This is a genomic window from Salmonella sp. SJTUF15581, assembly GCF_043356775.1.
GTDB lineage: Bacteria > Pseudomonadota > Gammaproteobacteria > Enterobacterales > Enterobacteriaceae > Salmonella > Salmonella enterica.
This window is the reverse complement of sequence record NZ_JBEUJY010000015.1, coordinates 1-26430: the sequence shown is the minus strand read 5'-3', so window position 1 is coordinate 26430 and position 26430 is coordinate 1. Positions and strand designations below refer to the sequence as shown.

26 protein-coding genes, 2 tRNA genes and 2 rRNA genes are annotated in these 26430 nt (G+C 52.7%); 6 read left to right on the top strand and 24 right to left on the bottom strand.

Annotated elements, in window-relative coordinates:
- Positions 1-44 precede the first annotated feature (44 nt).
- The 5 genes from wzzE to trxA all read right to left on the bottom strand — a co-directional run bounded on the left by wzzE (position 45) and on the right by trxA (position 4453).
- The gene (gene wzzE, locus ABVN36_RS20375) at positions 45-1091 is read right to left on the bottom strand and encodes an ECA polysaccharide chain length modulation protein (RefSeq protein WP_000193413.1); all 1047 of its coding nucleotides are present in this window, start codon (positions 1089-1091) and stop codon (positions 45-47) included.
- An 11-nt stretch (positions 1092-1102) separates the two neighbouring features.
- A complete protein-coding gene (gene wecA, locus ABVN36_RS20370; protein ID WP_001050945.1) occupies positions 1103-2206 on the bottom strand; it encodes a UDP-N-acetylglucosamine--undecaprenyl-phosphate N-acetylglucosaminephosphotransferase in 1104 nt (367 codons plus the stop codon).
- Positions 2207-2445: 239 nt separating this feature from the next.
- The gene (gene rho, locus ABVN36_RS20365; protein WP_001054532.1) at positions 2446-3705 is read right to left on the bottom strand and encodes a transcription termination factor Rho; all 1260 of its coding nucleotides are present in this window, start codon (positions 3703-3705) and stop codon (positions 2446-2448) included.
- A gap of 87 nt (positions 3706-3792) precedes the next feature.
- The gene (locus ABVN36_RS20360) at positions 3793-3876 is read right to left on the bottom strand and encodes a rho operon leader peptide (RefSeq protein ID WP_134820045.1); all 84 of its coding nucleotides are present in this window, start codon (positions 3874-3876) and stop codon (positions 3793-3795) included.
- Positions 3877-4123: 247 nt separating this feature from the next.
- Positions 4124-4453: a thioredoxin TrxA gene (gene trxA, locus ABVN36_RS20355; protein WP_001280776.1), complete on the bottom strand. Its 330-nt coding sequence runs from the start codon at positions 4451-4453 to the stop codon at positions 4124-4126.
- A gap of 143 nt (positions 4454-4596) precedes the next feature.
- On the opposite strand from trxA, the gene rhlB reads away from it, so the two are divergent.
- Together rhlB and gppA are read left to right on the top strand one after the other, a co-directional pair.
- Positions 4597-5862, top strand: coding sequence for an ATP-dependent RNA helicase RhlB (gene rhlB, locus ABVN36_RS20350; protein ID WP_023137857.1), 1266 nt, complete (start codon positions 4597-4599; stop codon positions 5860-5862).
- 118 nt (positions 5863-5980) lie between these two features.
- The gene (gene gppA, locus ABVN36_RS20345; RefSeq protein ID WP_001089447.1) at positions 5981-7462 is read left to right on the top strand and encodes a guanosine-5'-triphosphate,3'-diphosphate diphosphatase; all 1482 of its coding nucleotides are present in this window, start codon (positions 5981-5983) and stop codon (positions 7460-7462) included.
- A 39-nt stretch (positions 7463-7501) separates the two neighbouring features.
- Here gppA and rep read toward each other — a convergent pair whose 3' ends face one another.
- From rep to ABVN36_RS20325, 4 genes are all read right to left on the bottom strand, one after another.
- The gene (gene rep / locus ABVN36_RS20340; protein ID WP_001238842.1) at positions 7502-9526 is read right to left on the bottom strand and encodes a DNA helicase Rep; all 2025 of its coding nucleotides are present in this window, start codon (positions 9524-9526) and stop codon (positions 7502-7504) included.
- A 99-nt stretch (positions 9527-9625) separates the two neighbouring features.
- Positions 9626-10354: a nicotinamide riboside transporter PnuC gene (gene pnuC / locus ABVN36_RS20335; protein WP_001747468.1), complete on the bottom strand. Its 729-nt coding sequence runs from the start codon at positions 10352-10354 to the stop codon at positions 9626-9628.
- Positions 10354-11097: a nucleoside phosphorylase gene (locus ABVN36_RS20330; RefSeq protein WP_001182428.1), complete on the bottom strand. Its 744-nt coding sequence runs from the start codon at positions 11095-11097 to the stop codon at positions 10354-10356. Before ABVN36_RS20330 ends, pnuC begins: the two co-directional genes overlap by 1 nt.
- 28 nt (positions 11098-11125) lie before the next feature.
- On the bottom strand, positions 11126-11827 hold the full coding sequence (locus ABVN36_RS20325) for a Crp/Fnr family transcriptional regulator (protein ID WP_001024340.1): 702 nt from the start codon (positions 11825-11827) through the stop codon (positions 11126-11128).
- Between the two features lie 193 nt (positions 11828-12020).
- Between ABVN36_RS20325 and ppiC the strand changes: the two genes are divergently transcribed.
- The gene (gene ppiC, locus ABVN36_RS20320) at positions 12021-12302 is read left to right on the top strand and encodes a peptidylprolyl isomerase PpiC (RefSeq protein WP_001096806.1); all 282 of its coding nucleotides are present in this window, start codon (positions 12021-12023) and stop codon (positions 12300-12302) included.
- 91 nt (positions 12303-12393) lie between these two features.
- Here ppiC and ilvC read toward each other — a convergent pair whose 3' ends face one another.
- Positions 12394-13869, bottom strand: coding sequence for a ketol-acid reductoisomerase (ilvC, locus tag ABVN36_RS20315; RefSeq protein WP_023137858.1), 1476 nt, complete (start codon positions 13867-13869; stop codon positions 12394-12396).
- A 164-nt stretch (positions 13870-14033) separates the two neighbouring features.
- Between ilvC and ilvY the strand changes: the two genes are divergently transcribed.
- Complete coding sequence (gene ilvY / locus ABVN36_RS20310; protein ID WP_023137859.1) at positions 14034-14921, top strand: HTH-type transcriptional activator IlvY; 888 nt, start codon at positions 14034-14036, stop codon at positions 14919-14921.
- Positions 14922-14923: 2 nt separating this feature from the next.
- Here the strand turns inward: ilvY and ABVN36_RS20305 are convergent, their stop codons facing one another.
- The 9 genes from ABVN36_RS20305 to ilvL form a co-directional block, all read right to left on the bottom strand.
- Positions 14924-15265, bottom strand: a complete 342-nt coding sequence (locus ABVN36_RS20305; RefSeq protein ID WP_000560822.1) for a helix-turn-helix domain-containing protein — start codon at positions 15263-15265, stop codon at positions 14924-14926.
- Entirely contained in the window at positions 15262-15579 is a 318-nt protein-coding gene (locus tag ABVN36_RS20300) for a type II toxin-antitoxin system RelE/ParE family toxin (RefSeq protein ID WP_000535852.1), read from the bottom strand. Before ABVN36_RS20300 ends, ABVN36_RS20305 begins: the two co-directional genes overlap by 4 nt.
- A gap of 282 nt (positions 15580-15861) precedes the next feature.
- Positions 15862-17406, bottom strand: coding sequence for a threonine ammonia-lyase, biosynthetic (gene ilvA / locus ABVN36_RS20295; protein WP_033903558.1), 1545 nt, complete (start codon positions 17404-17406; stop codon positions 15862-15864).
- Between the two features lie 2 nt (positions 17407-17408).
- Complete coding sequence (gene ilvD / locus ABVN36_RS20290) at positions 17409-19259, bottom strand: dihydroxy-acid dehydratase (protein ID WP_001127429.1); 1851 nt, start codon at positions 19257-19259, stop codon at positions 17409-17411.
- 159 nt (positions 19260-19418) lie between these two features.
- Positions 19419-20348, bottom strand: a complete 930-nt coding sequence (ilvE, locus tag ABVN36_RS20285) for a branched-chain-amino-acid transaminase (RefSeq protein WP_000208532.1) — start codon at positions 20346-20348, stop codon at positions 19419-19421.
- A gap of 17 nt (positions 20349-20365) precedes the next feature.
- Complete coding sequence (gene ilvM / locus ABVN36_RS20280; protein WP_000983260.1) at positions 20366-20629, bottom strand: acetolactate synthase 2 small subunit; 264 nt, start codon at positions 20627-20629, stop codon at positions 20366-20368.
- Positions 20626-22272, bottom strand: a complete 1647-nt coding sequence (ilvG, locus tag ABVN36_RS20275; RefSeq protein WP_001012555.1) for an acetolactate synthase 2 catalytic subunit — start codon at positions 22270-22272, stop codon at positions 20626-20628. Before ilvG ends, ilvM begins: the two co-directional genes overlap by 4 nt.
- 2 nt (positions 22273-22274) lie before the next feature.
- Positions 22275-22325 (bottom strand): peptide IlvX, encoded by a 51-nt coding sequence (ilvX, locus tag ABVN36_RS20270; RefSeq protein WP_192930503.1) that lies wholly within the window; start codon positions 22323-22325, stop codon positions 22275-22277.
- 86 nt (positions 22326-22411) lie between these two features.
- The gene (gene ilvL, locus ABVN36_RS20265) at positions 22412-22510 is read right to left on the bottom strand and encodes an ilv operon leader peptide (RefSeq protein WP_001311244.1); all 99 of its coding nucleotides are present in this window, start codon (positions 22508-22510) and stop codon (positions 22412-22414) included.
- Between the two features lie 351 nt (positions 22511-22861).
- On the opposite strand from ilvL, the gene ABVN36_RS20260 reads away from it, so the two are divergent.
- A complete protein-coding gene (locus ABVN36_RS20260; protein WP_000050222.1) occupies positions 22862-24382 on the top strand; it encodes a YifB family Mg chelatase-like AAA ATPase in 1521 nt (506 codons plus the stop codon).
- A gap of 24 nt (positions 24383-24406) precedes the next feature.
- Here ABVN36_RS20260 and maoP read toward each other — a convergent pair whose 3' ends face one another.
- Positions 24407-24745 carry a macrodomain Ori organization protein MaoP gene (maoP, locus tag ABVN36_RS20255; protein ID WP_000840996.1) on the bottom strand — a complete coding sequence of 113 codons (339 nt, stop codon included), beginning with the start codon at positions 24743-24745 and terminating at the stop codon, positions 24407-24409.
- Between the two features lie 106 nt (positions 24746-24851).
- Here maoP and hdfR point away from each other — a divergent pair, with 106 nt between their 5' ends.
- Positions 24852-25700, top strand: coding sequence for an HTH-type transcriptional regulator HdfR (hdfR, locus tag ABVN36_RS20250; RefSeq protein WP_001541181.1), 849 nt, complete (start codon positions 24852-24854; stop codon positions 25698-25700).
- Positions 25701-25801: 101 nt separating this feature from the next.
- On the opposite strand, the gene ABVN36_RS20245 is transcribed toward hdfR, so the two are convergent.
- From ABVN36_RS20245 to ABVN36_RS20230, 4 genes are all read right to left on the bottom strand, one after another.
- Positions 25802-25877: transfer RNA gene (locus tag ABVN36_RS20245), tRNA-Trp, on the bottom strand.
- A gap of 8 nt (positions 25878-25885) precedes the next feature.
- A tRNA-Asp gene (locus ABVN36_RS20240) sits at positions 25886-25962 on the bottom strand.
- Between the two features lie 54 nt (positions 25963-26016).
- Positions 26017-26132 (bottom strand): 5S ribosomal RNA (gene rrf, locus ABVN36_RS20235).
- A gap of 195 nt (positions 26133-26327) precedes the next feature.
- Positions 26328-26430 (bottom strand): 23S ribosomal RNA (locus tag ABVN36_RS20230); the annotation flags it as partial.

Here is a 26430-nt window from a genome sequence, read left to right as displayed (position 1 = left end):
TCGAATAGACAGTAGGGGCCCAGCCCCCTACTGCAGAGGTGTTGCTAAATCGTGCGGCGACGGGTTAAGGCAACGCCCGCACCGATTAGCGCCCCAACGATACCCCACATGATCATCAGGAAGGCTCGGCGTGGGCTATCACGTTTTACCGGTTCTTCCGGCGTACGCAAATAACGATAGGTCTGAAAACGAGGGTCCAGGGTCGGCCCCACATTAAGCGTATTCAACATTGCCCGATTTTGAAAGTAGTCCAAATCGAACGCAGGGCCAACCGCTTGCAGATTTTCAAGACGCGCCTGCAACATAGGGCGACCGAGTAAAAAAAGCTCTGAGTCCGGTAATTCATCTGCCGGGACATCCGTCGCGCTACGAGAAATATTATGTTGTTCCGCAATTTTGAGCGCCTGCTCAATACTGTTTACACGACGCGAATAGATCGCTTTCGCAACCTCCTCCTGCCGTTTGACCTGGGCTTTCATCTGCACGGTACGCGCAGCCCAGGCACCTTTTAATTCATCATTCAGATGGCTCGCCGCCCGCTGGCTGGCGAATGCGACATACTGACGCAGCAGATTATTGGCGTCCGGCGCAGTTTCAGCAATCAGCTTCACATTGTCGTTGATGGCGCGTGTAAAATCGCCGGGCGTAAACTGTATGTTATTGATCAGTTCATCAAGCATCGCCGCATCAGCTTTGCTATTCCCGACCATTCGCTGCTTGTAATAGTCCGTCTGTAACCAGAAATCGCGACGCGTATCCCAGGAGGCAAGTTGCATGATGAACTCTTTATACGCTTCATCCATCACCGAGGGCTTATCAGAAGAAGCAGGATCGGTCTTAATATCCAGGTTGCGCAGAAACTGCTGCTGGGAGTAATAACCGCCCAACATATTTACGGTTGGGCGATCGGTGATCGCCGTCGCACTCCACTCCTGACGAGCAAAAAAGGTATAGGCTAACGCGATAAGGGCAAATAGCAGGCCAATGCCGATAATCCAGAATTTGCCAGCCCATAAAGTACGAAACAACCCGCGAATATCCAGTTCATTTTCAGCGCTCACCGCGCGTGCCCCCGGTAATGGTTGTGTCATCGTATCCTCATTTACTTGGTTAAGTTTGGCCGGTTCTTACGGTGCCTGCGCAGGCGACGCTTCACACGCTTAATAAATCTCGCCACCTTCCAGGCCCGCTTAATGCAGTAGCCATAGAGGAAGAATGCTAGCAAAAAGAGCACCAACATAACCCATTCAGGAACAAAATGAGAATATTCTGCAGCTACGCCTACTCCCGCCAGAATGGCGGCGGCAAGCGTAATCAGTACAAACGCCTGACGAGAGGTAAATCCGGCGCGCATGATAAGATGGTGAATGTGCTGACGATCAGGGGAAAAGGGGCTCATCCCTTTACGCAGACGGCGATACATAATCGCCACCATATCCATCAGCGGGATAGCGATAATCCATAGCGCGGTAACCGGACTGATAGGGTGAGTTTTCCCCTGCGTCGTTTCCAGTAAGATCCAGATAACGGTAAAACCAATCAGAGTACTACCGGCATCGCCCATAAAGACTTTATAACGCCGCCCCAAAATACCGAGATTAAGCATAATGTAAGGCAGAATCGCGGCAATCATGGCGAAGCACCATATTGCCAGGCTGGTTTGACCGTCAAACCATAAAATCAGCCCCATCGCCGCGAATGAGACGCTGGATAGCCCGCCCAACAGGCCGTCAATACCGTCCACCATATTGAAAGCGTTGATCGCCGCCCATACGGCAAACAGAGTAAGGAAATAGCCGAAGGGACCGAGCACCATCTCCCAGGAGCCAAAGATATAGCCGAGGCTGCTAAGATAGAGCTTACCGAATACCATCATAATGATACCGATCGCGGCCTGTATGGTCGCACGGATCTTTACGCTGATATCAAAACGGTCGTCCAGCGCACCGATAAAAACCAGTACGCCCGCACAAGAAAGATAAAGCGACGCATGAGGAATATAGTGATCAACAATTCCGAATGTGAAGCAAATCCCTGCGTAAACCGAAATCCCTCCAACCAACGGTATCAGCCCCTGGTGGCGTTTACGAAAGTTGGGTTTATCCACTAAACCGATTTTTTTTGCAACTTTACGCGCAAAAAACAGGAACAGTGTCGTGAATAAAAAAATACTGATGAGATCAGTACTCACGGTCAGTAAATTCACAATGCGTGCTCTCAGATAAAATTAGTACCAGAAGTATAACCATGAAGACCTTTATTCAGAAGGGAAACCCTGCTCTGAATCAGGCAGAATTGTTTAAATATCAACCACACGATACCGATAACGAATGGATGGCGAAGCCCGGACCCGGTTTATCATCGTTTTGTAAATGTGTCGTTAAGATTACAGATATAAAACAAAAACGCCACGTAAAAACGTGGCGTTTTCAGGTAAAGACCAGGTTATGAGCGCTTCATCATCTCGAAAAAGTCGTCATTAGTTTTGGTCATCGCCAGTTTGTTAATGAGGAATTCCATCGCGTCAATTTCACCCATCGGATGGATGATTTTACGCAGGATCCACATTTTCTGCAGCTCTTCCTGAGTGGTGAGCAGCTCTTCTTTACGGGTACCGGAACGGTTGTAGTCGATAGCCGGGAAGACACGTTTTTCAGCGATCTTACGCGAGAGATGCAGCTCCATGTTACCGGTGCCTTTAAACTCTTCGTAGATAACTTCGTCCATCTTGGAACCGGTATCGATTAGCGCCGTCGCGATGATAGTCAGGCTACCGCCCTCTTCCACGTTACGCGCCGCGCCGAAGAAACGCTTCGGACGATGCAGGGCGTTAGCGTCCACACCACCGGTCAATACTTTACCGGAAGCCGGCACCACGGTGTTGTAGGCACGCGCCAGACGGGTGATGGAGTCGAGCAGGATGATAACGTCTTTCTTGTGTTCAACCAGACGTTTCGCCTTCTCGATAACCATTTCGGCAACCTGAACGTGGCGGGATGCAGGTTCGTCAAAGGTAGACGCAACCACTTCGCCTTTCACCAGACGCTGCATCTCGGTTACTTCTTCCGGACGTTCGTCAATCAGCAGCACCATCAGCACGCAGTCTGGGTGGTTATACGCGATGCTCTGCGCGATGTTCTGCAGCAGCATGGTTTTACCCGCCTTCGGCGGCGCGACAATCAGACCGCGCTGGCCGCGACCGATCGGCGAAGCCAGATCCAGAACGCGCGCCGTTAAGTCTTCGGTAGAACCGTTACCACGCTCCATACGCAGACGAGAGTTTGCGTGCAGCGGGGTTAAGTTCTCAAAGAGGATTTTGTTACGGGCGTTTTCCGGTTTGTCGTAGTTAACTTCGTTAACTTTCAACAGCGCAAAATAGCGTTCACCTTCTTTCGGCGGGCGAATCTTACCAGAAATGGTATCACCAGTGCGGAGGTTGAAACGGCGGATTTGGCTGGGGGAAACGTAGATATCATCAGGACCGGCGAGGTAGGAGCTGTCTGCAGAACGGAGGAAACCAAATCCATCCTGCAATATCTCCAGCACACCGTCGCCAAAGATATCTTCGCCACTCTTTGCGTGCTGCTTCAGGATGGCAAAAATAATGTCCTGCTTGCGCATACGGGCCAGGTTTTCCAGCCCCATACTTTCGCCGAGAGTGATCAGCTCAGAAACCGGCGTATTCTTTAATTCGGTAAGATTCATAATGGTGTGAGTTCTTAAACTTGGGGTAAATCTCGAACTTAATGTTGTGAATGGTATGGCAGGGTCATCCATGCCTGTTTACGGCTATCAACTCATGTCTGTTCGCTGTCTGGTCACAGGAAAGTACGCAGAACTGAAACGACAAGACGGAATGAGCGAAGAGCCAGGAATCTTTCCACTTCTCGTGCGAGAAAAAACGGGAAGTGACGGATAAAACCAGATTCAAACTTAATAAGGTATGTTTAATTCGAAGTCAATACTAACTTAGCACGACTCAGACCGGGCGTCCAGAGATCCTGACAATTTAAGAATAACGTAAGGACAACAGACGCCACGAAACTGCCTGATACCTTAATCATTCGTCGAATGACAGACGCCTGACTATACAGCGCCTTTGTCATTCGACGTATAAAAGGTATTACGCCAGATTGGCGTCGAGAAACTCTTTCAACTGACCTTTAGACAGTGCGCCTACTTTGGTTGCCGCCACTTCGCCGTTTTTAAACAGCAGCAGAGTCGGAATACCGCGGATGCCATATTTAGGCGCAGTACCTGGGTTCTGGTCAATGTTCAGTTTGGCAACGGTCAATTTGCCCTGATATTCGTCAGCGATTTCATCCAGAATCGGAGCGATCATTTTACACGGCCCGCACCACTCTGCCCAGAAATCAACGAGGATAGCCCCGTCCGCTTTGAGTACATCCGTGTCAAAACTGTCGTCAGTCAGGTGAATAATTTTATCGCTCATATATAACTCCACAGGAATAAGCCTGGCGTGTTGGTGTAGCATTAACCAACGAGGTGCTGATGTTAACTTCGCCAACAAAGGTTGACTTTATTTCACCGGATACGCTTTCGTAAAGCAATAGTAAGCTGATATTCTACCACACTATGAGCAAAACACATTTAACAGAACAGAAGTTTTCCGACTTCGCCCTGCACCCACAGGTGGTTGAAGCCCTTGAAAAAAAAGGGTTTTATAATTGTACGCCCATTCAGGCACTGGCCCTTCCGCTAACGCTGGCGGGTCGTGACGTTGCAGGGCAGGCGCAAACCGGTACCGGGAAAACGATGGCGTTTCTGACGTCAACGTTTCATTATTTACTTTCTCATCCCGCGATCGACGATCGCAAGGTGAACCAGCCGCGCGCGCTGATCATGGCGCCGACGCGTGAATTAGCCGTACAAATTCACGCAGACGCGGAGCCGTTGGCGCAAGCGACAGGCTTAAAATTAGGCCTGGCTTACGGCGGCGATGGTTACGACAAGCAGCTTAAAGTGCTGGAAAGCGGCGTTGATATTCTTATTGGTACGACGGGCCGACTGATCGACTACGCCAAACAAAATCACATTAACCTCGGCGCCATTCAGGTCGTCGTACTCGATGAAGCCGATCGCATGTACGATTTGGGCTTTATTAAAGATATCCGCTGGCTGTTCCGTCGTATGCCGCCGGCTACGCAGCGTCTGAACATGTTGTTCTCCGCCACCCTGTCTTATCGGGTTCGCGAGCTGGCGTTTGAACAGATGAACAACGCCGAATATGTTGAAGTGGAACCGGAGCAAAAGACCGGCCACCGCATTAAAGAAGAGCTTTTCTATCCCTCTAATGAAGAGAAAATGCGTTTACTGCAAACGCTGATCGAAGAAGAGTGGCCGGATCGCGCCATTATTTTCGCCAACACCAAGCATCGTTGCGAAGATATCTGGGGACACCTGGCGGCAGATGGCCATCGTGTTGGTCTGCTGACCGGCGACGTCGCGCAGAAAAAGCGCCTGCGGATTCTGGATGAGTTCACCCGCGGCGATCTGGATATTCTTGTGGCGACCGATGTCGCGGCGCGCGGGTTGCATATCCCCGCCGTAACGCACGTCTTTAACTACGATCTGCCAGACGATTGTGAAGACTATGTTCACCGTATCGGTCGTACCGGTCGCGCTGGCGCTAGCGGACATTCCATCAGCCTGGCTTGTGAAGAGTATGCGCTGAATCTGCCCGCTATTGAGAGCTATATCGGCCACTCGATTCCGGTCAGCAAATACAATCCGGAAGCGCTCATGAACGATCTGCCCAAGCCGTTGCGTCTGACGCGTTCGCGTCCTGGCAATGGTCCGCGCCGCGCTGGCGCTCCGCGTAATCGTCGTCGTTCAGGTTAAGAAAAGTTATGCCATACACAAAATCATTTAGCCTGTATCAAGGCGGCAAGAAAACAAATCCCGATGAGCTTAGGAAGAGTACGCAGCCAACATGGATACAGGTTGAAGGATGAAGTGTATGAATTCCACCTCGTTGTATGCCGCCATTGATCTCGGTTCCAATAGTTTTCATATGCTGGTCGTGCGCGAGGCGGCGGGAAGCATCCAGACGCTGACCCGAATAAAACGCAAGGTGCGTCTGGCCGCGGGTCTGAACAACGACAACCACCTTTCAGCCGAAGCGATGGAACGCGGCTGGCAATGCCTGCGTCTATTTGCTGAACGTTTGCAGGATATCCCGCAGCCGCAAATCCGCGTGGTTGCCACCGCAACATTGCGTCTCGCCGTCAATGCAGGGGAATTTATCGCGAAAGCGCAGACTATCCTTGGTTGTCCGGTGCAGGTTATCAGCGGCGAAGAAGAGGCGCGGCTGATTTATCAGGGGGTCGCTCATACCACCGGCGGCGCAGATCAGCGACTGGTGGTGGATATCGGCGGCGCCAGCACTGAACTGGTTACCGGCACTGGCGCGCAAACCACGTCGCTGTTTAGCCTGTCGATGGGCTGCGTAACGTGGCTTGAACGCTATTTTAGCGATCGTAATCTGGCGCAAGAAAATTTTGATGACGCGGAGAAAGCCGCGCGCGATGTACTGCGTCCGGTCGCCGATGAACTGCGTTTTCATGGCTGGAAGGTCTGCGTGGGTGCCTCCGGCACCGTACAGGCATTGCAGGAAATCATGATGGCGCAGGGGATGGACGAGCGCATTACGCTCGCCAAACTGCAGCAGCTAAAACAACGCGCGATACAGTGCGGGCGTCTGGAAGAGCTGGAAATCGAAGGCCTGACGCTGGAGCGCGCGCTGGTTTTCCCAAGCGGGCTGGCTATTCTGATCGCGATATTTACCGAGCTGAACATCCAGAGCATGACGCTGGCAGGCGGCGCGTTACGCGAAGGGCTGGTGTATGGGATGTTGCATCTGGCGGTAGATCAGGATATCCGCAGCCGCACGCTGCGAAACATTCAGCGTCGGTTTATCGTCGATACCGATCAGGCGAATCGCGTGGCGAAGCTGGCAGATAACTTCCTCAAACAGGTAGAAAATGCCTGGCATATTGAGCCTATCAGTCGTGAACTGTTGCTGAGCGCTTGCCAATTGCATGAGATCGGTTTGAGCGTTGATTTTAAACAGGCGCCCTATCATGCCGCCTATTTAGTACGCCATTTGGATCTGCCTGGCTATACGCCCGCGCAGAAAAAGTTGCTCGCCACCCTCTTACTGAATCAGACCAATCCGGTCGATCTCTCTTCGCTTCATCAGCAAAACGCGGTACCGCCCCGTGTTGCGGAACAGCTATGCCGTTTGCTGCGCCTGGCGATTCTTTTTGCCGGTCGCCGTCGTGACGATCTGGTACCAGAAATTACGCTACAGGCGCTAAATGAAAATCTGACGTTAACCTTACCTGGCGACTGGCTGGCGCATCACCCGCTGGGTAAAGAGTTGATTGATCAGGAAAGCCAGTGGCAAAGCTATGTACACTGGCCGCTGGACGTTCGCTAACTGTAGTCTGATTGCCGGATGACGCTTCGCTTATCCGGCCTACGATTTCGCTCGCTTTGCCGCCATCATGGCTTTCAGATTAGCCAGGTGACTTTGCCCTTTTTGCATTCGCTCCTCAGCGCTTACCACTTTGCGCTCCTGCTCCCAGATTAAATCATCCTGCGGCAGTTCTAACAGGAAGCGGCTGGGTTCCGGGCGCACCAGTTCCCCATACTGACGGCGCTCTTTACATAATGTAAAGGTAAGCTCTTTCTGCGCGCGAGTGATCCCGACATAGGCCAGCCGACGCTCTTCCTCAATATTATCTTCGTCAATGCTGCTTTGATGCGGCAAAAATCCTTCTTCCATTCCCACCATATAGACATACGGGAATTCCAGTCCTTTCGATGCATGAAGCGTCATCAACTGTACCTGATCCAGCTCTTCTTCGCTCTCGCCGCGCTCCATCATATCGCGCAGCGTAAAGCGTGTAACCACCTGGGTGAGCGTCATCGGCTCATCGAGTTCGTTGCCTTCCAGCATCTCAGTCATCCAGCTAAAGAGCTGATTAACGTTTTTCATACGCATTTCCGCCGCTTTGGGGCTCGGCGAGGTTTCGTACAACCAGGATTCATAGTCAATACCGTGGATGAGATCGCGCACGGCGGCGACAGGCTCGCGTTCGGCCAGACGCTGGATTTCCCCCAGCCAGTGGGTAAAACGCGTCAATGAATCGTAACCACGTCCGGTCAGCTTTTGGCTAAGTCCCATATCAAAGCTGGCGGTAAACAGGCTCTTATTACGCGTCATTGCCCATTCACCCAGCTTTTGCAGAGTAGCCGGACCGATTTCGCGTTTTGGCGTATTCACGATGCGCAGGAAAGCGCTGTCATCATCCGGGTTGGTCAACACACGCAGGTAGGCCAGCAGGTCTTTAATCTCCGGACGGGAGAAGAATGAGGTGCCGCCGGAAATTTTGTACGGAATGCGGTTCTGCATGAGGAATTTTTCAAATACCCGCGACTGATGATTCCCGCGATACAGAATGGCGTAATCCTTGTACTGGGTCTTGTTCACAAAGTGATGGGCAATCAGTTCGCCGGTAACGCGCTCAGCTTCATGCTCTTCATTGTTTGCGCTTAACACTTTGAGTTCCGCGCCGTAACCGAGTTCGGAAAAGAGGCGCTTTTCAAAGACGTGCGGATTGTTGGCGATGAGAATATTCGCCGCTTTCAGGATACGGCCCGAAGAACGATAGTTTTGCTCCAGTTTAATCACCTGCAGCGCCGGAAAATCCTGGCTCAGTAACACCAGGTTTTGCGGACGCGCCCCGCGCCAGGAGTAGATAGACTGATCGTCATCGCCTACGACCGTAAAGCGCGCGCGTTGCCCGACCAGCAGCTTAACCAACTCATACTGGCTGGTGTTAGTATCCTGATATTCATCCACCAACAGATAACGAATTTTATTCTGCCAGCGCTCGCGCACCTCGTCATTGCGTTGCAGCAGCAGCGTCGGCAGCAAAATCAAATCATCAAAATCGAGAACGTTGCATGCCTTCATATGGGCGTCGTAAAGCCCGTAGCAGTGGGCAAAAATACGATCGCGTTCACCTTTCGCCCCCGCCGCTGCCTGCGCAGGCGTTTTGAGATCGTTTTTCCAGTTGGAGATCGTGGAGATCAGCTGTTGCAACAGAACCTTGTCGTCTTCGATCAGGCCTTCGGTCAGCTCTTTGAGCAAGGCGACCTGGTCGGTATCGTCAAACAATGAAAAGTTCGATTTCATCCCCAGCGCAGCGTACTCACGCTTAATAATATCCAGCCCTAGCGTATGAAAGGTGGAGATCATCAAACCGCGCGCTTCCTTACGGCCGAGCGTCTGCCCGACGCGTTCTTTCATCTCACGCGCTGCCTTGTTGGTAAACGTCACCGCCGCAATATGCCGGGCCTGATAGCCGCATCCGCGGATCAGGTGGGCGATTTTATTGGTAATTACGCGAGTTTTACCAGAACCCGCTCCTGCCAGCACCAGGCAGGGTCCGGTGACGAATTCGACAGCGTGTTGTTGGCCGGGATTTAAACGCATGGGAATAGTGCTCAATCTTCGAACGGGGGAGGGATTGTAGCAGAAAGCGAGGCCCAGAGAAGACCAGGCTGCTTTTTCAGGCAGCCTGGAAAAGGTCAATCAGCAGGCTCTGGCGGCAAGCGGCGTATAGCCATTACGCTGTGCGCTCTTGATCCAACTGTAAGAACCCATTAGCGCGATCGCCGTCAGCAGAACATACTCAAGCGACATCGCATAAACGCCCTGTACTGCATAGATCACGACGCTAATTACATCAATAATCACCCACAGCAGCCAGTTTTCCACGTACTTGCGGGTCATCAGCACCATCGCCGCAATCGACAACACCAGCATGGTGGAATCCCAGAACGGGAACGCGTCCGGCTGGAGTTCAGGCATCGCCACCTGCATACCTACCGTTTGCAGCAGAGCGAGCATAACGCGGGTCAACATAGCGAAGACCGGATCGATAAACCACGTCATCAGCAGAATGGCGATAATACATATGCCCCCCAACCTCCATGTTTGTTGACGAGAAAGCCAGCGTACTTTCAGAGCGGCTTCCCGGGCGTCATTCTGCCGGCTCCATGCGTACCAGCCGTAAATATTCGCCGCAAAGAAAAATACCTGAAGTAGCAAGCTGGCATACAGTTGAATCTGAAAAAAGATGGCGGCAAACAGAGTGACGTTAATCAAACCAAACAGGTAATTAACGATTTTTTCCCGGCTGGCGCACCAGATGCACAATAAGCCAAAGACGGTGCCGATAGCCTCAATCCACGACAGCGCATACCCACCCTCGCCGAGAGGAATGTTGACCATTACATTGTTAATGCTGAAAAAGTCCATCATTGCTCTCCTTGCAAACTATCGAAATAAATGGCCTGAAGCGCCAGAGAAATCTGGCGCTCTTCACCTTGCTGGCACAAGGTTTCCTGCTGAACATAATGGTTAATGCTGCTCTCCAGACAGCCACTATGCGCGACGACCACGTTTAGCAACGACGCGGTACGCAGCCCACGTAACGCCCCCACCACCATCAGCGCGGCGGTTTCCATATCCGCGCCGAGAACTCCCCTGGCCGACCATTCGGCATCCAGTTCAGCTTCGCGATCGGTATAAAAACTGTCATGGCTGCGCACCAGCCCGCAAACGGCAGAGATGTTCATCTGTTTCGCCTGCTGTATCAGCGTGGCGGTAAGATACGGGTCCGCACAGGCCGGATAACTGGCGGGCGCATAGGTTTTGCTGGCGCCGTCGTCAGCCACCGCGCCGTGGGCGATGATCACATCGCCCAACGCCAGCGAGTCCTGCAACGCGCCGCAACTACCGATACGGATTAGCGTGTTGACGCCAACCTGGCGTAACTCCTCAATGGCGATAGCGGTTGACGGTCCGCCGATTCCCGTGGAGAGCACGACTATTTCAACCCCCTGGTACCAACCGCGCGCCGCGCGAAACTCCCGGTTTTGCCCCAGAATCTCAGCCTTATCAAGAAAACGGGCGATTCTATCCACCCGCCCGGGATCGCCGGGCAAAAGCGCATATTTCGCGCGGGTCATGCTTGTGTTAAGCCGAATATGGGGTTGCATCTCCCGTCTCCTTATTGTTCTGAGAGGTTCAGATTTCCGCCTCCTGTTTGAGTTTTTCAGGAGCCAGTAAAATGATCCGCTCACCGTCGGTATCGATAATGTTCAGCGATTTCAGATCGTGCAGTATCCGGTTGATACTGCGCGTCGTCGCCGCAAATTCCTGACCAAGATTCTGCTTATCAAGCAAAATAGTGGTTGATTCATATTGTTGATAACGCAGCCATAATGCCTGGCATACGCGCTGATGCAGCGAGTACAAATTGTCGCTACTGGCCTTTTTCGACAACTGGTAATACTGTTGGCTGAAAAACCGCAGCATTCGCTGGTTAAAGTGGTTATCCAGCGTCAGCCAGCGGCAAAAATGCGCTTGCGGCAGGCTGAGTAGCTGTACATTGCCGACGGCTACGACAGAACAGATGTAATGCCGCGACTCAAATATCTCTAGCTCGCCCAGCATGTCTCCTTTGCCATAACGCGCCTGCCGGTAACGGCGTCCATCTTCAGCTTCGTAAAAAACATCCACTTCGCCGGCCACAATGAGTGAAAATTGCTGGCATATTTCCCCCTGGCGGCAGATAAGCGCGCCGCGGGAAATGTCGTCAAATCGCCAGCACTGCATGATTTCCAACGGGCAGTATTTGAGTAATTCATAGAGCACTGGGTCGCGTACAACCTGGCGTAGCCCTAAAAGCCAGTCGTCTGGAAATTCTGCGTTTTTCATTATGTTCATGGTATCTCGCCCCTTGTCAGAAAGGACAGGACCGCCGTCCCGCGCATCCGAAATACGCCTGCTAAAAATGCCGCTTATCTCCCGGTTCATTAAATCAGGCGGGACATCTGTCCTGTAATGGCGAAGAGTATATGTCTGACGGCCTAAGGAGTGATAAAGTGACGGCCAATCTTTGCGACGTGAGAACACAATAATGGCAAAAATGGCAGCAGCACTGCATATTCTTGTAAAAGAAGAGAAACTGGCTTTAGATCTTCTGGAGCAAATTAAAAACGGCGGCGATTTTGAGAAGCTGGCGAAGAAGCATTCTATCTGCCCATCCGGTAAAAAAGGCGGTCATTTAGGCGAATTTCGTCAGGGCCAGATGGTTCCGGCATTCGATAAAGTAGTCTTTTCCTGCCCGGTACTGGAGCCAACCGGCCCATTGCACACCCAGTTCGGTTATCACATCATTAAGGTATTGTATCGCAAATAAAAAGCCGGGTGGCGGCTACGCCTTACCCGGCCTACATCGTCTGCTTGATTTTGTAGGTCGGGTAAGCGCTAGCGCCACCCGACAAGGTATATCAACCCGCTACCGCAATACGCTTCATATCCGTCATATAGCCGCGCAATTTCTTACCTACCTGCTCAATCGCATGGCTACGAATCGCGTCGTTCACGTCGCGAAGCTGTGCGTTGTCTACCGCGCCTTCCGGGATAGCACTACCCAGATCGCCCGGTTGCAATTCCGCCATAAACGGTTTCAGCAGCGGTACGCAAGCGTAAGAGAACAGGTAGTTACCGTATTCTGCGGTATCAGAGATAACCACGTTCATTTCATACAGACGCTTACGGGCGATGGTGTTGGCGATCAACGGCAGTTCGTGCAGTGATTCGTAGTAAGCGGATTCTTCGATGATGCCGGAATCGACCATGGTTTCGAACGCCAGCTCAACGCCCGCTTTCACCATCGCGATCATCAGCACGCCTTTATCGAAGTACTCCTGCTCGCCGATCTTACCTTCAAACTGCGGCGCGGTTTCGAACGCGGTTTTGCCGGTCTCTTCACGCCAGGTCAGCAGTTTCTTATCGTCGTTAGCCCAGTCAGCCATCATGCCGGAAGAGAATTCGCCGGAGATGATGTCATCCATGTGTTTCTGGAACAGCGGCGCCATGATCTCTTTCAATTGTTCGGACAGCGCGTAAGCACGCAGTTTCGCCGGGTTAGACAGACGGTCCATCATCAGGGTGATGCCGCCCTGCTTCAGCGCTTCGGTGATGGTTTCCCAGCCGAACTGAATCAGTTTTTCCGCGTATGCCGGTTCGGTGCCTTCTGCCACCAGCTTGTCGAAGCACAGCAGAGAACCGGCCTGCAACATACCGCACAGAATAGTCTGCTCGCCCATCAGGTCAGATTTCACTTCCGCCACGAAAGAAGATTCCAGTACGCCCGCACGGTGGCCGCCGGTGGCCGCAGCCCAGGCTTTAGCAATCGCCATGCCTTCGCCTTTCGGATCGTTTTCCGGGTGAACGGCGATCAGCGTTGGCACACCGAAGCCACGCTTGTATTCTTCACGTACTTCGGTGCCCGGACACTTCGGCGCTACCATCACTACGGTGATGTCTTTACGGATCTGCTCGCCCACTTCCACGATGTTGAAGCCGTGTGAATAGCCCAGCGCCGCGCCGTCTTTCATCAGCGGCTGTACGGAGCGCACCACGTCGGAGTGCTGTTTGTCTGGCGTCAGGTTAACCACCAGATCCGCCTGCGGGATCAGCTCTTCGTAGGTACCCACTTTGAAGCCGTTTTCGGTCGCTTTACGCCAGGAGGCACGCTTTTCAGCAATGGCTTCTTTACGCAGGGCGTAGGAAATATCCAGACCGGAGTCACGCATGTTCAGGCCCTGGTTCAGCCCCTGAGCGCCACAGCCGACGATGACCACTTTTTTACCCTGCAGGTAGCTCGCGCCGTCGGCGAATTCGTCGCGGCCCATAAAGCGGCATTTACCCAGCTGTGCCAGCTGCTGACGCAGATTCAGTGTATTAAAGTAGTTAGCCATGATGGTGTACTCCGTGATGTTGTGTTGTCGCGCTTATTGTTCGGTTTACAGATTGCTATCTGTGCGAATGAACCCACATTACAACAGGAAATTTATTGCGGAAATTGATATATTCACAACGTTATGTTGCGGTTTATGCAACGTCAAAAACCGGAGGTCTGTCTGTGGATTTACGCGATCTAAAAACCTTCCTGCATCTGGCGGAAAGCCGCCACTTTGGCCGCAGCGCGCGAGCGATGCACGTCAGCCCCTCCACGCTTTCCCGGCAGATTCAGCGGCTGGAAGAAGATCTCGGCCAGCCGCTGTTTGTGCGCGATAACCGCACGGTCACGCTGACCGAAGCGGGTGAAGAGCTGCGAGTGTTTGCCCAACAGACGCTTTTGCAATATCAGCAGTTGCGCCATACCCTCGATCAGCAGGGGCCGTCCCTTTCCGGCGAACTCCATATCTTCTGTTCAGTGACCGCGGCATACAGTCATCTGCCGCCGATCCTAGACCGTTTTCGCGCCGAACACCCTTCTGTTGAAATCAAATTGACGACCGGAGACGCCGCCGATGCGATGGAAAAGGTGGTAACGGGAGAAGCGGACCTGGCAATCGCCGGCAAACCAGAAACGCTACCGGGCGCGGTGGCGTTTTCGATGCTGGAAAATCTGGCGGTGGTGCTGATCGCCCCGGCGCTGCCCTGCCCGGTGCGCAATCAGGTTTCGGTTGATAAGCCCGACTGGTCGACGGTGCCGTTTATCATGGCCGATCAGGGGCCGGTACGCCGCCGTATTGAGCTGTGGTTTCGCCGCCATAAAATCAGCAATCCGCAGATTTACGCCACCGTCGGCGGTCACGAAGCGATGGTCTCAATGGTGGCGCTGGGCTGCGGCGTGGCGCTGCTGCCGGAAGTGGTGCTGGAAAACAGCCCGGAACCGGTGCGCAACCGGGTAATGATTTTAGAACGTAGTGATGAAAAAACGCCGTTTGAGCTGGGCGTCTGCGTGCAGAAAAAGCGGCTGCATGAGCCGCTAATTGATGCGTTCTGGAAGATTTTACCGAATTAGTTTTACGGCCCTACCATTACCCGAACAGGCTTCCCAATACGGCTAAGCATATTCACCAGAGCATCAATGGTGAATTTGCTGCATTTCTTGTTGACGACATCCGAAACGCGCGGTCGGGATATATGCAAAACTGTAGCAACCTCGGCTTGCTTCATCTGGTTTCGCGTAATCCAGAGGGTAATTTCTTCCATGAGCTGTTCTTTAATGGCTAACGTGTTTTCGATTTCACTCAGGGAATCAGCGTAAAACTTTTCTGCGTCCTGCTTATCAAACCCCAAATCAGCAAAAACATTACCGCCAGATGGCGTCACATGGCGAATATCACTATCAGTTTTGGCAATCACAAGCTGTTTCTCCGTTGTTGCACCACCCGGTTATAACGCGTTCTGGCGATGTTTTTATCGTGCTGACTGGTTTGTTGCGTCTGTTTTTGGAAACTATGCAAAACGTAGAGTGCTTCTTCAAACTTAGCGACATACATAACGCGATAGATACCATTGTTGTCACGAATCCGAATTTCATTTACCCCAGCCCCAATTTCTGAAAACGGTTTCCAGTCATCGGGTTCAATTCCATACTGAATTTTGTGAAGCTGATAACCGACTGCTTTACGTACCGTTATGGGAAAAGCCAGGAGATCCTCCAGAGAAGATCCCACCCATCGAATTTCTTTTTCATTGGAGAGAGCTCGGGTGAGTAACATAACATCCTTGTGTATAAAATTTTATACATTGTTTTTAGCAGGTGCAAGTGATAGCGGTGCTAACGATATGGTGAGCCGAGTTTCACCACAAGCAGATTGGGCGCCTTCTGGAAAACGTCTCGCAAAATTAAATGAGTGGATGCTCCGGGCTGGCAGAAAAGCCCAATAACTGAGGGAAGATAATATCTTGATATTAGGCCCACTTTACTTTGTGGGCCCGAAAAACTAAACGCTGAATTAACCCGCCAGAAAGAACCGGAACGCCGGGTTATTGCTCTCATCATGGCATTCATAGCCCAGCTCATGCAGCCGGGTTTCGAAATCCGGCTCATGATCGCCTAACTCGAACGCCGCCAGCACGCGGCCATAATCGGTACCGTGGCTACGGTAATGGAATAGCGAAATATTCCAGTGCGTGCCAAGCGTATGCAGGAATTTGAGCAACGCGCCGGGTGACTCCGGAAATTCAAAGCTGTAGAGGCGTTCCTGTAGCGGATGGGATGGACGCCCACCGACCATATAGCGCACATGCAGCTTCGCCATTTCATCGTCGGAGAGATCCACTACGCTATAACCGCCGTCGCACAGTTGGGTGATAATCTCTTTTCGCTCCTCCAGCCCCTGACTGACGCGTACGCCGACAAAAATACAGGCATTTTTCGCGTCGGCAAAACGGTAGTTAAATTCGGTGACCATACGCCCGCCAAGCAACTGGCAGAATTTGAGAAAGCTCCCCTTTTCTTCCGGAATGGTCACCGCCAGTAACGCTTCGCGCTGTTCCCCCAGCTCGCAGCGTTCAGACACATAGCGCAAGCCGTGGAAGTTGACGTTGGCGCCGGAAAGGACGTGCGCCAGGCGTTCGCCGCGAATATTGTGCTGGGCGATATATTTTTTCATCCCCGCCAGCGCCAGCGCGCCGGACGGCTCCGCCACCGCACGCACATCTTCAAACAGGTCTTTCATCGCCGCGCAGATCGCGTCGCTATCGACTGTAATAATGTCGTCGAGATATTCCTGGCACAGGCGGAAGGTTTCGTCGCCGATGCGTTTTACCGCCACGCCTTCAGCAAATAACCCAACGCGCGGGAGATCCACTGGATGACCGGCTTCCAACGCCGCTTTCAGGCAGGCGGAATCCTCCGCTTCGACGGCAATTACTTTGATTTGCGGCATCAATTGTTTGATCAGTACCGCTACGCCCGCCGCCAGGCCGCCGCCGCCAACCGGCACAAAGACACGATCGAGATGCGAATCCTGCTGAAGCAGCTCCAGCGCCAGCGTGCCCTGCCCGGCGATCACCATTGGGTGATCAAACGGCGGCACCCAGGTAAAACCCTGCTGCTGCGCCAGTTCAATAGCTTTCGCTTTCGCTTCATCAAAATTAGCGCCGTGCAACAGCACTTCGCCGCCAAAACCGCGTACCGCATCGACTTTAATATCCGCCGTTGCTTTTGGCATGACGATCAGCGACTTCACGCCAAGCCGCGCGGAGGAAAACGCCACGCCCTGTGCATGGTTCCCCGCCGACGCGGTAATCACGCCGTGGGCTTTTTGTTCTTCGGTCAATCCGGCCATCATCGCGTAAGCGCCGCGCAGCTTAAAGCTATGTACCGGCTGCCGGTCTTCGCGTTTGACGAGAATAACGTTATCCAGACGTGACGAGAGCTTTTCCATTTTTTGCAGCGGCGTCACCTGCGCCGCCTCGTATACTGGCGCGCGTAGCACCGCGCGCAGATACTCCGCCCCTTCCGGCGCGACTGACAGTGGTTGAGATTCCGCCATCATCAACCTCCCAGTTTCGATTTATCGCGCACCGCGCCTTTATCGGCGCTGGTCGCCAGGCTGGCGTAGGCACGCAGGGCAAACGAAACCTGACGCTGACGATTTTTCGGCGTCCAGGCTTTATCGCCGCGAGCTTCCTGCGCCTCGCGGCGTGCGGCGATTTCAGCCTCGCTCAACTGCAACTGAATGCTGCGGTTTGGGATATCAATCGCAATAGTGTCGCCATCTTCAATCAGCGCAATAGTGCCGCCGCTGGCCGCTTCCGGCGAGACGTGGCCGATGGAAAGACCCGAAGTACCGCCGGAGAAACGCCCATCGGTGATGAGCGCGCAGGCTTTGCCCAGCCCCATCGACTTCAGGAAACTGGTCGGATAGAGCATTTCCTGCATTCCCGGCCCGCCTTTCGGCCCTTCGTAGCGGATCACGACTACATCGCCTTCCACTACTTTGCCGCCGAGAATCGCCTCTACCGCGTCGTCCTGGCTTTCATACACTTTAGCCGGGCCGGTAAATTTAAGGATGCTGTCATCCACGCCTGCGGTTTTCACAATGCAGCCGTTTTCGGCGAAGTTGCCATACAGCACCGCCAGACCGCCGTCTTTGCTATAGGCATACTCCAGCGAGCGGATGCAACCCGCTGCGCGGTCGTCATCCAGCGAATCCCAGCGACAATCCTGCGAGAACGCCTGGGTAGTACGGATACCGGCAGGGCCAGCACGGAACATTTTTTTAACCGCTTCGTCCTGCGTAACCGTGATGTCGTACTGTTCCAGCGTTTGCGGCAGCGTCAGGCCTAATACGTTTTTCACGTTGCGGTTCAGCAGCCCGGCGCGATCCAGCTCGCCTAAAATACCCAGCACACCGCCGGCACGGTGAACGTCTTCCATATGGTATTTCTGGGTACTTGGCGCCACTTTACACAACTGCGGCACCTTGCGGGACAGCTTGTCGATATCACTCATGGTGAAGTCGATTTCCGCTTCCTGCGCCGCCGCCAGTAGATGCAGAACGGTATTGGTCGAACCGCCCATCGCAATATCCAGCGTCATGGCGTTTTCAAACGCGGCTTTGCTGGCGATGTTACGCGGCAGTGCACTTTCGTCATCCTGCTCGTAATAGCGTTTAGTCAGTTCAACAATCCGCTTACCGGCATTGAGGAACAACTGCTTCCGGTCAGCGTGGGTTGCCAGCAGTGAGCCGTTGCCCGGCTGCGACAGGCCCAGCGCTTCGGTCAGGCAGTTCATGGAATTAGCGGTAAACATGCCGGAGCAGGAGCCGCAGGTTGGACAGGCGGAACGCTCCACCTGGTTACTTTGATCGTCAGAGACTTTCGGGTCCGCGCCCTGAATCATGGCATCAACCAGATCCAGCTTGATAATTTTGTCTGAAAGCTTGGTTTTCCCGGCTTCCATCGGTCCGCCGGAGACAAAGATCACCGGAATATTCAGGCGCAGCGAGGCCATGAGCATCCCTGGGGTGATTTTGTCACAGTTGGAAATACACACCATCGCGTCAGCGCAGTGAGCGTTCACCATGTACTCAACAGAGTCGGCGATCAGCTCGCGCGACGGCAGTGAATAGAGCATACCCCCGTGCCCCATGGCGATCCCGTCATCCACGGCAATAGTGTTGAACTCTTTCGCCACACCGCCGGAAGCTTCAATCTGTTCGGCGACCAGCTTACCGAGATCGCGCAGATGAACGTGACCCGGCACAAACTGAGTGAATGAGTTCACCACGGCGATAATCGGTTTGCCAAAATCACTGTCGGTCATTCCGGTGGCGCGCCACAGCGCGCGGGCACCCGCCATATTACGACCATGGGTGGTGGTGGCGGAACGGTACTTAGGCATGCTTTATTTACTCCCCATCTTTTCCCTTCATACTTCACGCCACAGGTGCGTTGGCTGCCTCACTCACCCCAGTCACTTACGACAGTAAGCCCTGGGGATTCGCTGCGTTGCCGCCTTCCTGTGACGCAAATTATTTTGGGAAAATATTAATTTTATTTATTATGAATTTACCGGATCCAACCAGCCCCATTTATCCTCGGTTTCTCCAGTGAAGAGACCAAAGAAGGCTTGTTGAATACGCTTGGTAACAGGGCCGCAACGGCCTTCACCTACCTGGATACCATCAACGCTGCGTACCGGAGTAATTTCTGCCGCGGTTCCGGACATAAACACTTCGTCGGCCAGATACAGCGATTCACGGGACAGCACCTGCTCACGCACTTCAATACCCAGCTCTTTCGCCAGTTTGATGATCGCATCGCGAGTAATGCCTGGCAGCGCGGAAGAGGTAAACGGCGGAGTAAACAGCACGCCATCTTTTACCTCAAACAGGTTTTCGCCTGCGCCTTCGGAGATATAGCCGTTTACATCCAGGGCGATGCCTTCCTGATAGCCGTGGCGGCGCGCTTCGCTACCCACCAGCAGTGAGGAGAGATAGTTACCGCCCGCTTTCGCAGCGGTTGGAATGGTGTTCGGCGCAGCGCGATTCCAGGAAGAAACCATCGCATCGATCCCCTGATCCAGCGCTTCGGCGCCCAGGTATGCCCCCCACGGGAACGCGGCGATGATGACGTCAGTGGTGTATCCCGGGGGCGGGTTAACGCCCATACCGACATCGCCGACAAATACCAACGGACGGATATAGGCGCTGGTCAGGTTGTTTTTGCGGATCACTTCGCGGCAGGCTTCCATCAGCTCATCAATACTCTGGGAAACCGGAAAACGATAAATTTTTGCTGAGTCGCGCAGGCGCTGCATATGTTCACGATGACGAAACACTACCGGGCCTTTGTGAGAGTCGTAGCACCGAATCCCTTCAAATACCGACGTACCGTAGTGCAGCGCGTGAGACATTACGTGAACCTTCGCGTCTTCCCAGCGCACCATCTCGCCATTGAACCAAATGTAATCAGCTTTTTTCGTCGTCATTTTTCTTCCTTTTGCGCTCAGGCGCGGATTTGTTGTGATGTGGCAGCGCTCTGGCAGATTGCGACATGCGCAACATCTACCAGTTTACTTAACTGACTAAACAGTAAGTCGACCGACCGGGGACTGGCAACGGTCAATTCAATATTTATATTCTGCGCATCGGTCGCGGCTTCCATATTCATGGAGCACACCTGAAAACCACGATGGCGCACCACGCGTAAAACACGTTCTAAGGTTTCTGGATTAAAGCGTGCCGATACATTGACCTGATGTTGCATCATGATAATTTCTCCAGCATTTCAGAGTTACTGGCGCCAGGCGGCACCAACGGCCAGACATTTTCAAGTTCGTCGATTGAGACGTGAAGCAGGTACGGCCCTTCGCTTGCCAACATCGTGTCGAGTGCCGCTTCAACCTGGTCTTTACGAGTAATGTGCTGGCCTGGAATGCCGAAGGCGCTGGCCAGCATGAGGAAATCGGGGTTATCGGTCAGGGTGGTTTCGCTATATCGCTCCTGGAAAAACAGTTGCTGCCATTGTCGAACCATCCCTAACCGCTGGTTGTCGAGTAAGACTATTTTCAACGGTAACTGCTTGCGTTTTACGGTGCCCAACTCCTGAACATTCATCATGAAGGAGCCGTCACCGGAGATACAGATAACGGTATCATTCGGTCGCGCTACCTGCGCGCCAACGGCCGCCGGTAAGCCGAATCCCATCGTCCCCAGACCGCTGGAAGTGATGAAGTTCTCCGGGCGGGTGTAAGTCATATGCTGGGCTGACCACATCTGATGCTGCCCCACATCCGTCGTCACCACGCTGTCTGCGGGTTTGCGTTCCGACAATTGCTTCAACAACAACGGCGCATAGATAGTCTCGCCAGGATGGTCATAGCGCCAGGCGTGTTCTGCGCGCAGCTCTGCACAGGACTGACGCCATGCGTCGATCTTCAGCGGTTGCTGTAATGCCGGCAACAGCGAATTTAAATCGCCCTGCAACGCGACGTGTGCCTGACGCAGTTTGTTCATTTCCGCCGGGTCGATATCCATATGGATTACGCTGGCGTTCGGCGCAAACGTATTCAGCTTACCGGTCACCCGGTCATCAAAACGTGCACCCACTGCGATCAGTAAATCACACCCTTGCACCGCGAAATTAGCCGCTTTAGTACCGTGCATTCCCAGCATGCCCAGATAGTACGGATAATCAGCTTCAACAGCCCCCAACCCTTTCAGCGTGCAGGTAACTGGCATTTGCGTTACCGCGATAAATTTACGCAGCGCCGGAACCGCCTGCGCCATACCAACACCACCGCCGACGTACAGCATGGGTTTTTTCGCCTGTTCCAGCATCTGGCGCGCCTGTTCAACATCAGCCTGCGGGAAGGTCGCTTCGTTAGCAACGGTAGTAAACCAGGGTTCCAGCTCACCGCTGGCCAACTGGATATCTTTCGGGATATCCACCAGAACCGGGCCAGGACGGCCAGCGTTGGCGACTTCAAAAGCCTCCGCCATGATACGAGGCAGCTCTGCCAGCGACTGCACCAGGAAGCTGTGTTTGGTACAGGCCAGCGACAGGCCTAACACATCCACCTCCTGGAACGCATCAGTGCCGATGAACGGGGCGGAAACCTGACCCGTGATCGCGACGACGGGGACCGAATCTAACAACGCATCCGCCAGGCCAGTGATCAGGTTAGTGGCGCCAGGGCCGGAAGTGGCGATACAAACACCGGTTTTGCCGGTAGAACGGGCATAACCGATTGCCGCCATTGCGGCACCCTGCTCGTGTCGGCACAACAAATGCTCCACACCACCGTCATACAACGCGTCGTAAACCGGCATAATTGCGCCGCCAGGATAACCAAATACGGTTTTCACCCCCTGCGCTCGCAAAGCATGTACCACCCACTGTGCCCCGTTCATAGTTACATCCCCGTCGTAAATCTTGAGAAACAGAATTTTATGCTGTTATTCACGCTCTGCTCCTCGCTTAAGTTTTTCAGGCCAAAAAAAACCCCCGGACCTTTCGGTGCGGGGGTCTTAGTTCGTTAAGGCTTGATTTCTAAGCCTTTCCTCGTCCAAGTGCAGCCCCGCACGGTGGGATAATAATCACCACCACGCTAATCACGACCAGGCTAATCACTCGTAGAAGGGCTGTCATTTTTGTCTATTCTTGCATCTTGTTCGAAGGAATACCTAAAGAGTTACCATAGGTTTTGCCAATAGCACAAGATATTTTTTTAACCACGTTTCAGATAATGCAGGTGAATGCCTAAAAGTGCTTTGTTTTTTATAAGAAAAATTAGCAACTGAAAAATTTTCACGTTTTCCTCCCCCTTTTGGCGCGCTTTACATCCTGTTTTCCTTCTTTTCGCTTCTGCGAGCGTTCTTCCAGTTTGATGTTTCTTACCTGAAAATGACGCCAAAATTCAGGAAGCAGCCGCTAAAAAACAAAAAGTCAGTAATTCGATTTTCTCTTCTATCCCGCATAATCCACGTAACAGGAGGGATTATGTCACTGGCGATTGTTCATACTCGCGCCGCACTTGGCGTCAATGCGCCGCCTATCACTATAGAGGTGCATATCAGTAATGGATTACCGGGATTAACCATGGTTGGCCTACCGGAAACCACGGTAAAAGAGGCGCGTGATCGGGTACGTAGTGCGATTATTAATAGCGGATATGAATTTCCGGCTAAAAAAATAACCATTAACCTTGCTCCAGCCGATCTACCGAAAGAGGGCGGAAGGTATGACCTGCCTATTGCTGTTGCGCTTCTGGCCGCGTCTGAGCAGCTTACAGCGTCGAATCTTGAGGCATATGAGCTGGTGGGTGAGTTAGCGCTTACAGGCGCATTACGCGGCGTTCCTGGCGCAATATCAAGTGCAACGGAAGCCATCAGGGCCGGCAGAAATATTATCGTCGCAACAGAGAACGCGGCGGAGGTTGGGCTTATCAGCAAAGAAGGATGTTTTATCGCCGATCATCTACAAACCGTCTGCGCCTTTCTGGAAGGGAAACACGCCCTGGAAAGACCTTTAGCTCAGAATATGGCATCGTCTACCGCAACTGCCGATCTTCGCGATGTGATCGGTCAGGAGCAGGGTAAACGCGGCCTGGAGATTACAGCGGCAGGGGGACATAATCTGCTATTGATCGGCCCGCCGGGTACGGGTAAAACCATGCTGGCCAGTCGACTAAGCGGGATTCTTCCACCATTAAGCAATGAAGAGGCGTTGGAAAGCGCCGCGATCCTCAGTCTGGTTAATGCCGATACGGTACAAAAACGATGGCAGCAACGTCCCTTTCGCTCACCTCATCATAGCGCCTCGCTTACTGCTATGGTCGGCGGCGGCGCAATACCCGCCCCGGGAGAGATATCGCTGGCGCACAACGGAATTTTGTTCCTTGATGAATTGCCTGAATTTGAACGACGCACACTGGATGCGCTACGTGAACCTATAGAATCCGGTCAAATTCATTTATCCCGTACCAGAGCGAAAATAACGTACCCTGCCAGGTTCCAGTTAATCGCCGCAATGAATCCCAGCCCGACCGGACATTATCAGGGAAACCATAATCGCTGCACGCCAGAACAGACACTACGTTACCTTAATCGGTTGTCAGGCCCGTTTCTTGATCGTTTTGACCTTTCGCTTGAGATACCGCTTCCACCGCCCGGGATTCTTAGCCAACACGCCTCAAAGGGTGAGAGCAGCGCTACGGTAAAAAAGCGGGTCATCGCCGCCCATGAACGGCAGTACCGACGGCAGAAGAAGTTAAACGCGCGTCTGGAGGGTCGCGAAATCCAAAAATATTGTATTTTGCATCACGATGACGCCCGCTGGCTTGAAGACACGCTGGTGCATCTTGGATTATCCATTCGCGCCTGGCAGCGTTTACTAAAAGTGGCCAGAACCATTGCCGACATAGAACTGGCTGACCAGATCTCGCGTCAGCATTTGCAGGAGGCGGTAAGCTATCGGGCGATAGACAGATTGTTAATTCATTTGCAAAAGCTGTTGGCGTAAAAAAAGGGCATTACGCCCTTTTTATTAATCATCAGCTTCGGTGTAGTCTTCTGCGCCTTCAACTTGCGGCTTGCCGCCAGACAAGGTGTGGAAGCGTTTTGGACGCTTGATACGCGTCATATACTTGGACCAGACGCGTTCTGCATCCGTTACCGGCTCGCGTTCGCCGCGACATACCGCTACAAACAGCTTCTCTTCTTCAGTCACAGGCTCACGCTTGCCAAGATCCAGATCATTAAAGGCATGACCATGACGCTCAAGCAGTTGTGCCTCTTTAATCGTGAAATCACCGTGACGAGAGAATCCACGTGGATAATGTTTATTGTCAAAATATCGATTAGTCGTCGTAAAGCTTTCCGCCATCCTGCACGCTCCTAATTCTTTGTCTGAGCTATTTATGGCGCGGAGTATTAGTTACGCTTGACAGAGTGTAAAACAAAACATTTAAATCATAACGACAAATAATTTTGTGGAGAGCACAGTGGATACGGAATTGTTAAAAACTTTCCTGGAAGTTAGCCGGACACGCCATTTCGGGCGGGCCGCAGAAGCACTTTACCTGACGCAATCCGCGGTGAGCTTTCGTATCAGGCAACTGGAGAATCAACTGGGCGTAAACCTTTTTACGCGGCACAGAAACAATATCCGTTTAACCACGGCTGGCGAAAAACTTTTACCGTATGCGGAAACGTTGATGAATACGTGGCAGGCGGCACGTAAAGAGGTGGCGCATACCTCACGCCATAACGAGTTTTCCATCGGCGCCAGCGCGTCTTTATGGGAGTGTATGCTTAACGCCTGGCTGGGGCGACTGTACCAACTACAGGAGCCGCAAAGCGGCCTGCAGTTCGAAGCCAGAATCGCTCAACGGCAATCGCTTGTGAAGCAACTTCATGAACGCCAGCTTGATCTCCTCATTACTACCGAAGCGCCCAAAATGGATGAGTTCAGCAGTCAGTTGTTAGGGCACTTCACTTTGGCGTTATATTGCAGCAGCCCTGCCCGTAAGAAATCAGAACTCAATTATCTGCGGCTGGAGTGGGGACCAGACTTCCAACAGCATGAAACCGGGCTGATCGCAGCAGATGAAGTGCCGGTATTAACAACCAGCTCAGCCGAACTCGCCCGACAGCAGCTTAGCGCATTAAATGGCTGTAGCTGGCTTCCTGTAAACTGGGCAAATGAAAAGGGCGGATTACATACCGTTGCCGACAGCGCAACGCTTTCACGGCCGCTATACGCCATTTGGCTGCAAAACAGCGATAAATACTCGCTGATCTGCGATCTGTTAAAAACGGATGTGCTGGATGAACAATGAAAATGATGAAAAGAAAAAGAAGGGAACTTACGATTACCTGACCAGATAATCAGGTAATTTCAGGCAAAAAAAAATCCTTAGCAGATGCTAAGGATTATTTCTGGCAGGGGCGGAGAGACTCGAACTCCCAACACCCGGTTTTGGAGACCGGTGCTCTACCAATTGAACTACGCCCCTAATTAGGGTGGCGGAACGGACGGGACTCGAACCCGCGACCCCCTGCGTGACAGGCAGGTATTCTAACCAACTGAACTACCGCTCCACCGAATTCTTTTACAACCACTGATTTTTACATCAGTTTACTGCTTAATTTGATGCCTGGCAGTTCCCTACTCTCGCATGGGGAGACCCCACACTACCATCGGCGCTACGGCGTTTCACTTCTGAGTTCGGCATGGGGTCAGGTGGGACCACCGCGCTAGTGCCGCCAAGCAAATTCTTTGTGCTCTGTCCTGTGTCTTTTACACTGATACGGCGTTGGCTGCTCTTGCGAGCGTCAGTCACATACTTCTGTATGCTCCTTCCGTCGCTGCGTTTGCCGCCTTGTCTCAGCGTAAAATCCTTCGGACTCTGAATCTGAGCTGAAAATTGTTGTCTTCTCAACCGCCAAAACATCTTCGGCGTTGTAAGGTTAAGCCTCACGGTTCATTAGTACCGGTTAGCTCAACGCATCGCTGCGCTTACACACCCGGCCTATCAACGTCGTCGTCTTCAACGTTCCTTCAGGAGA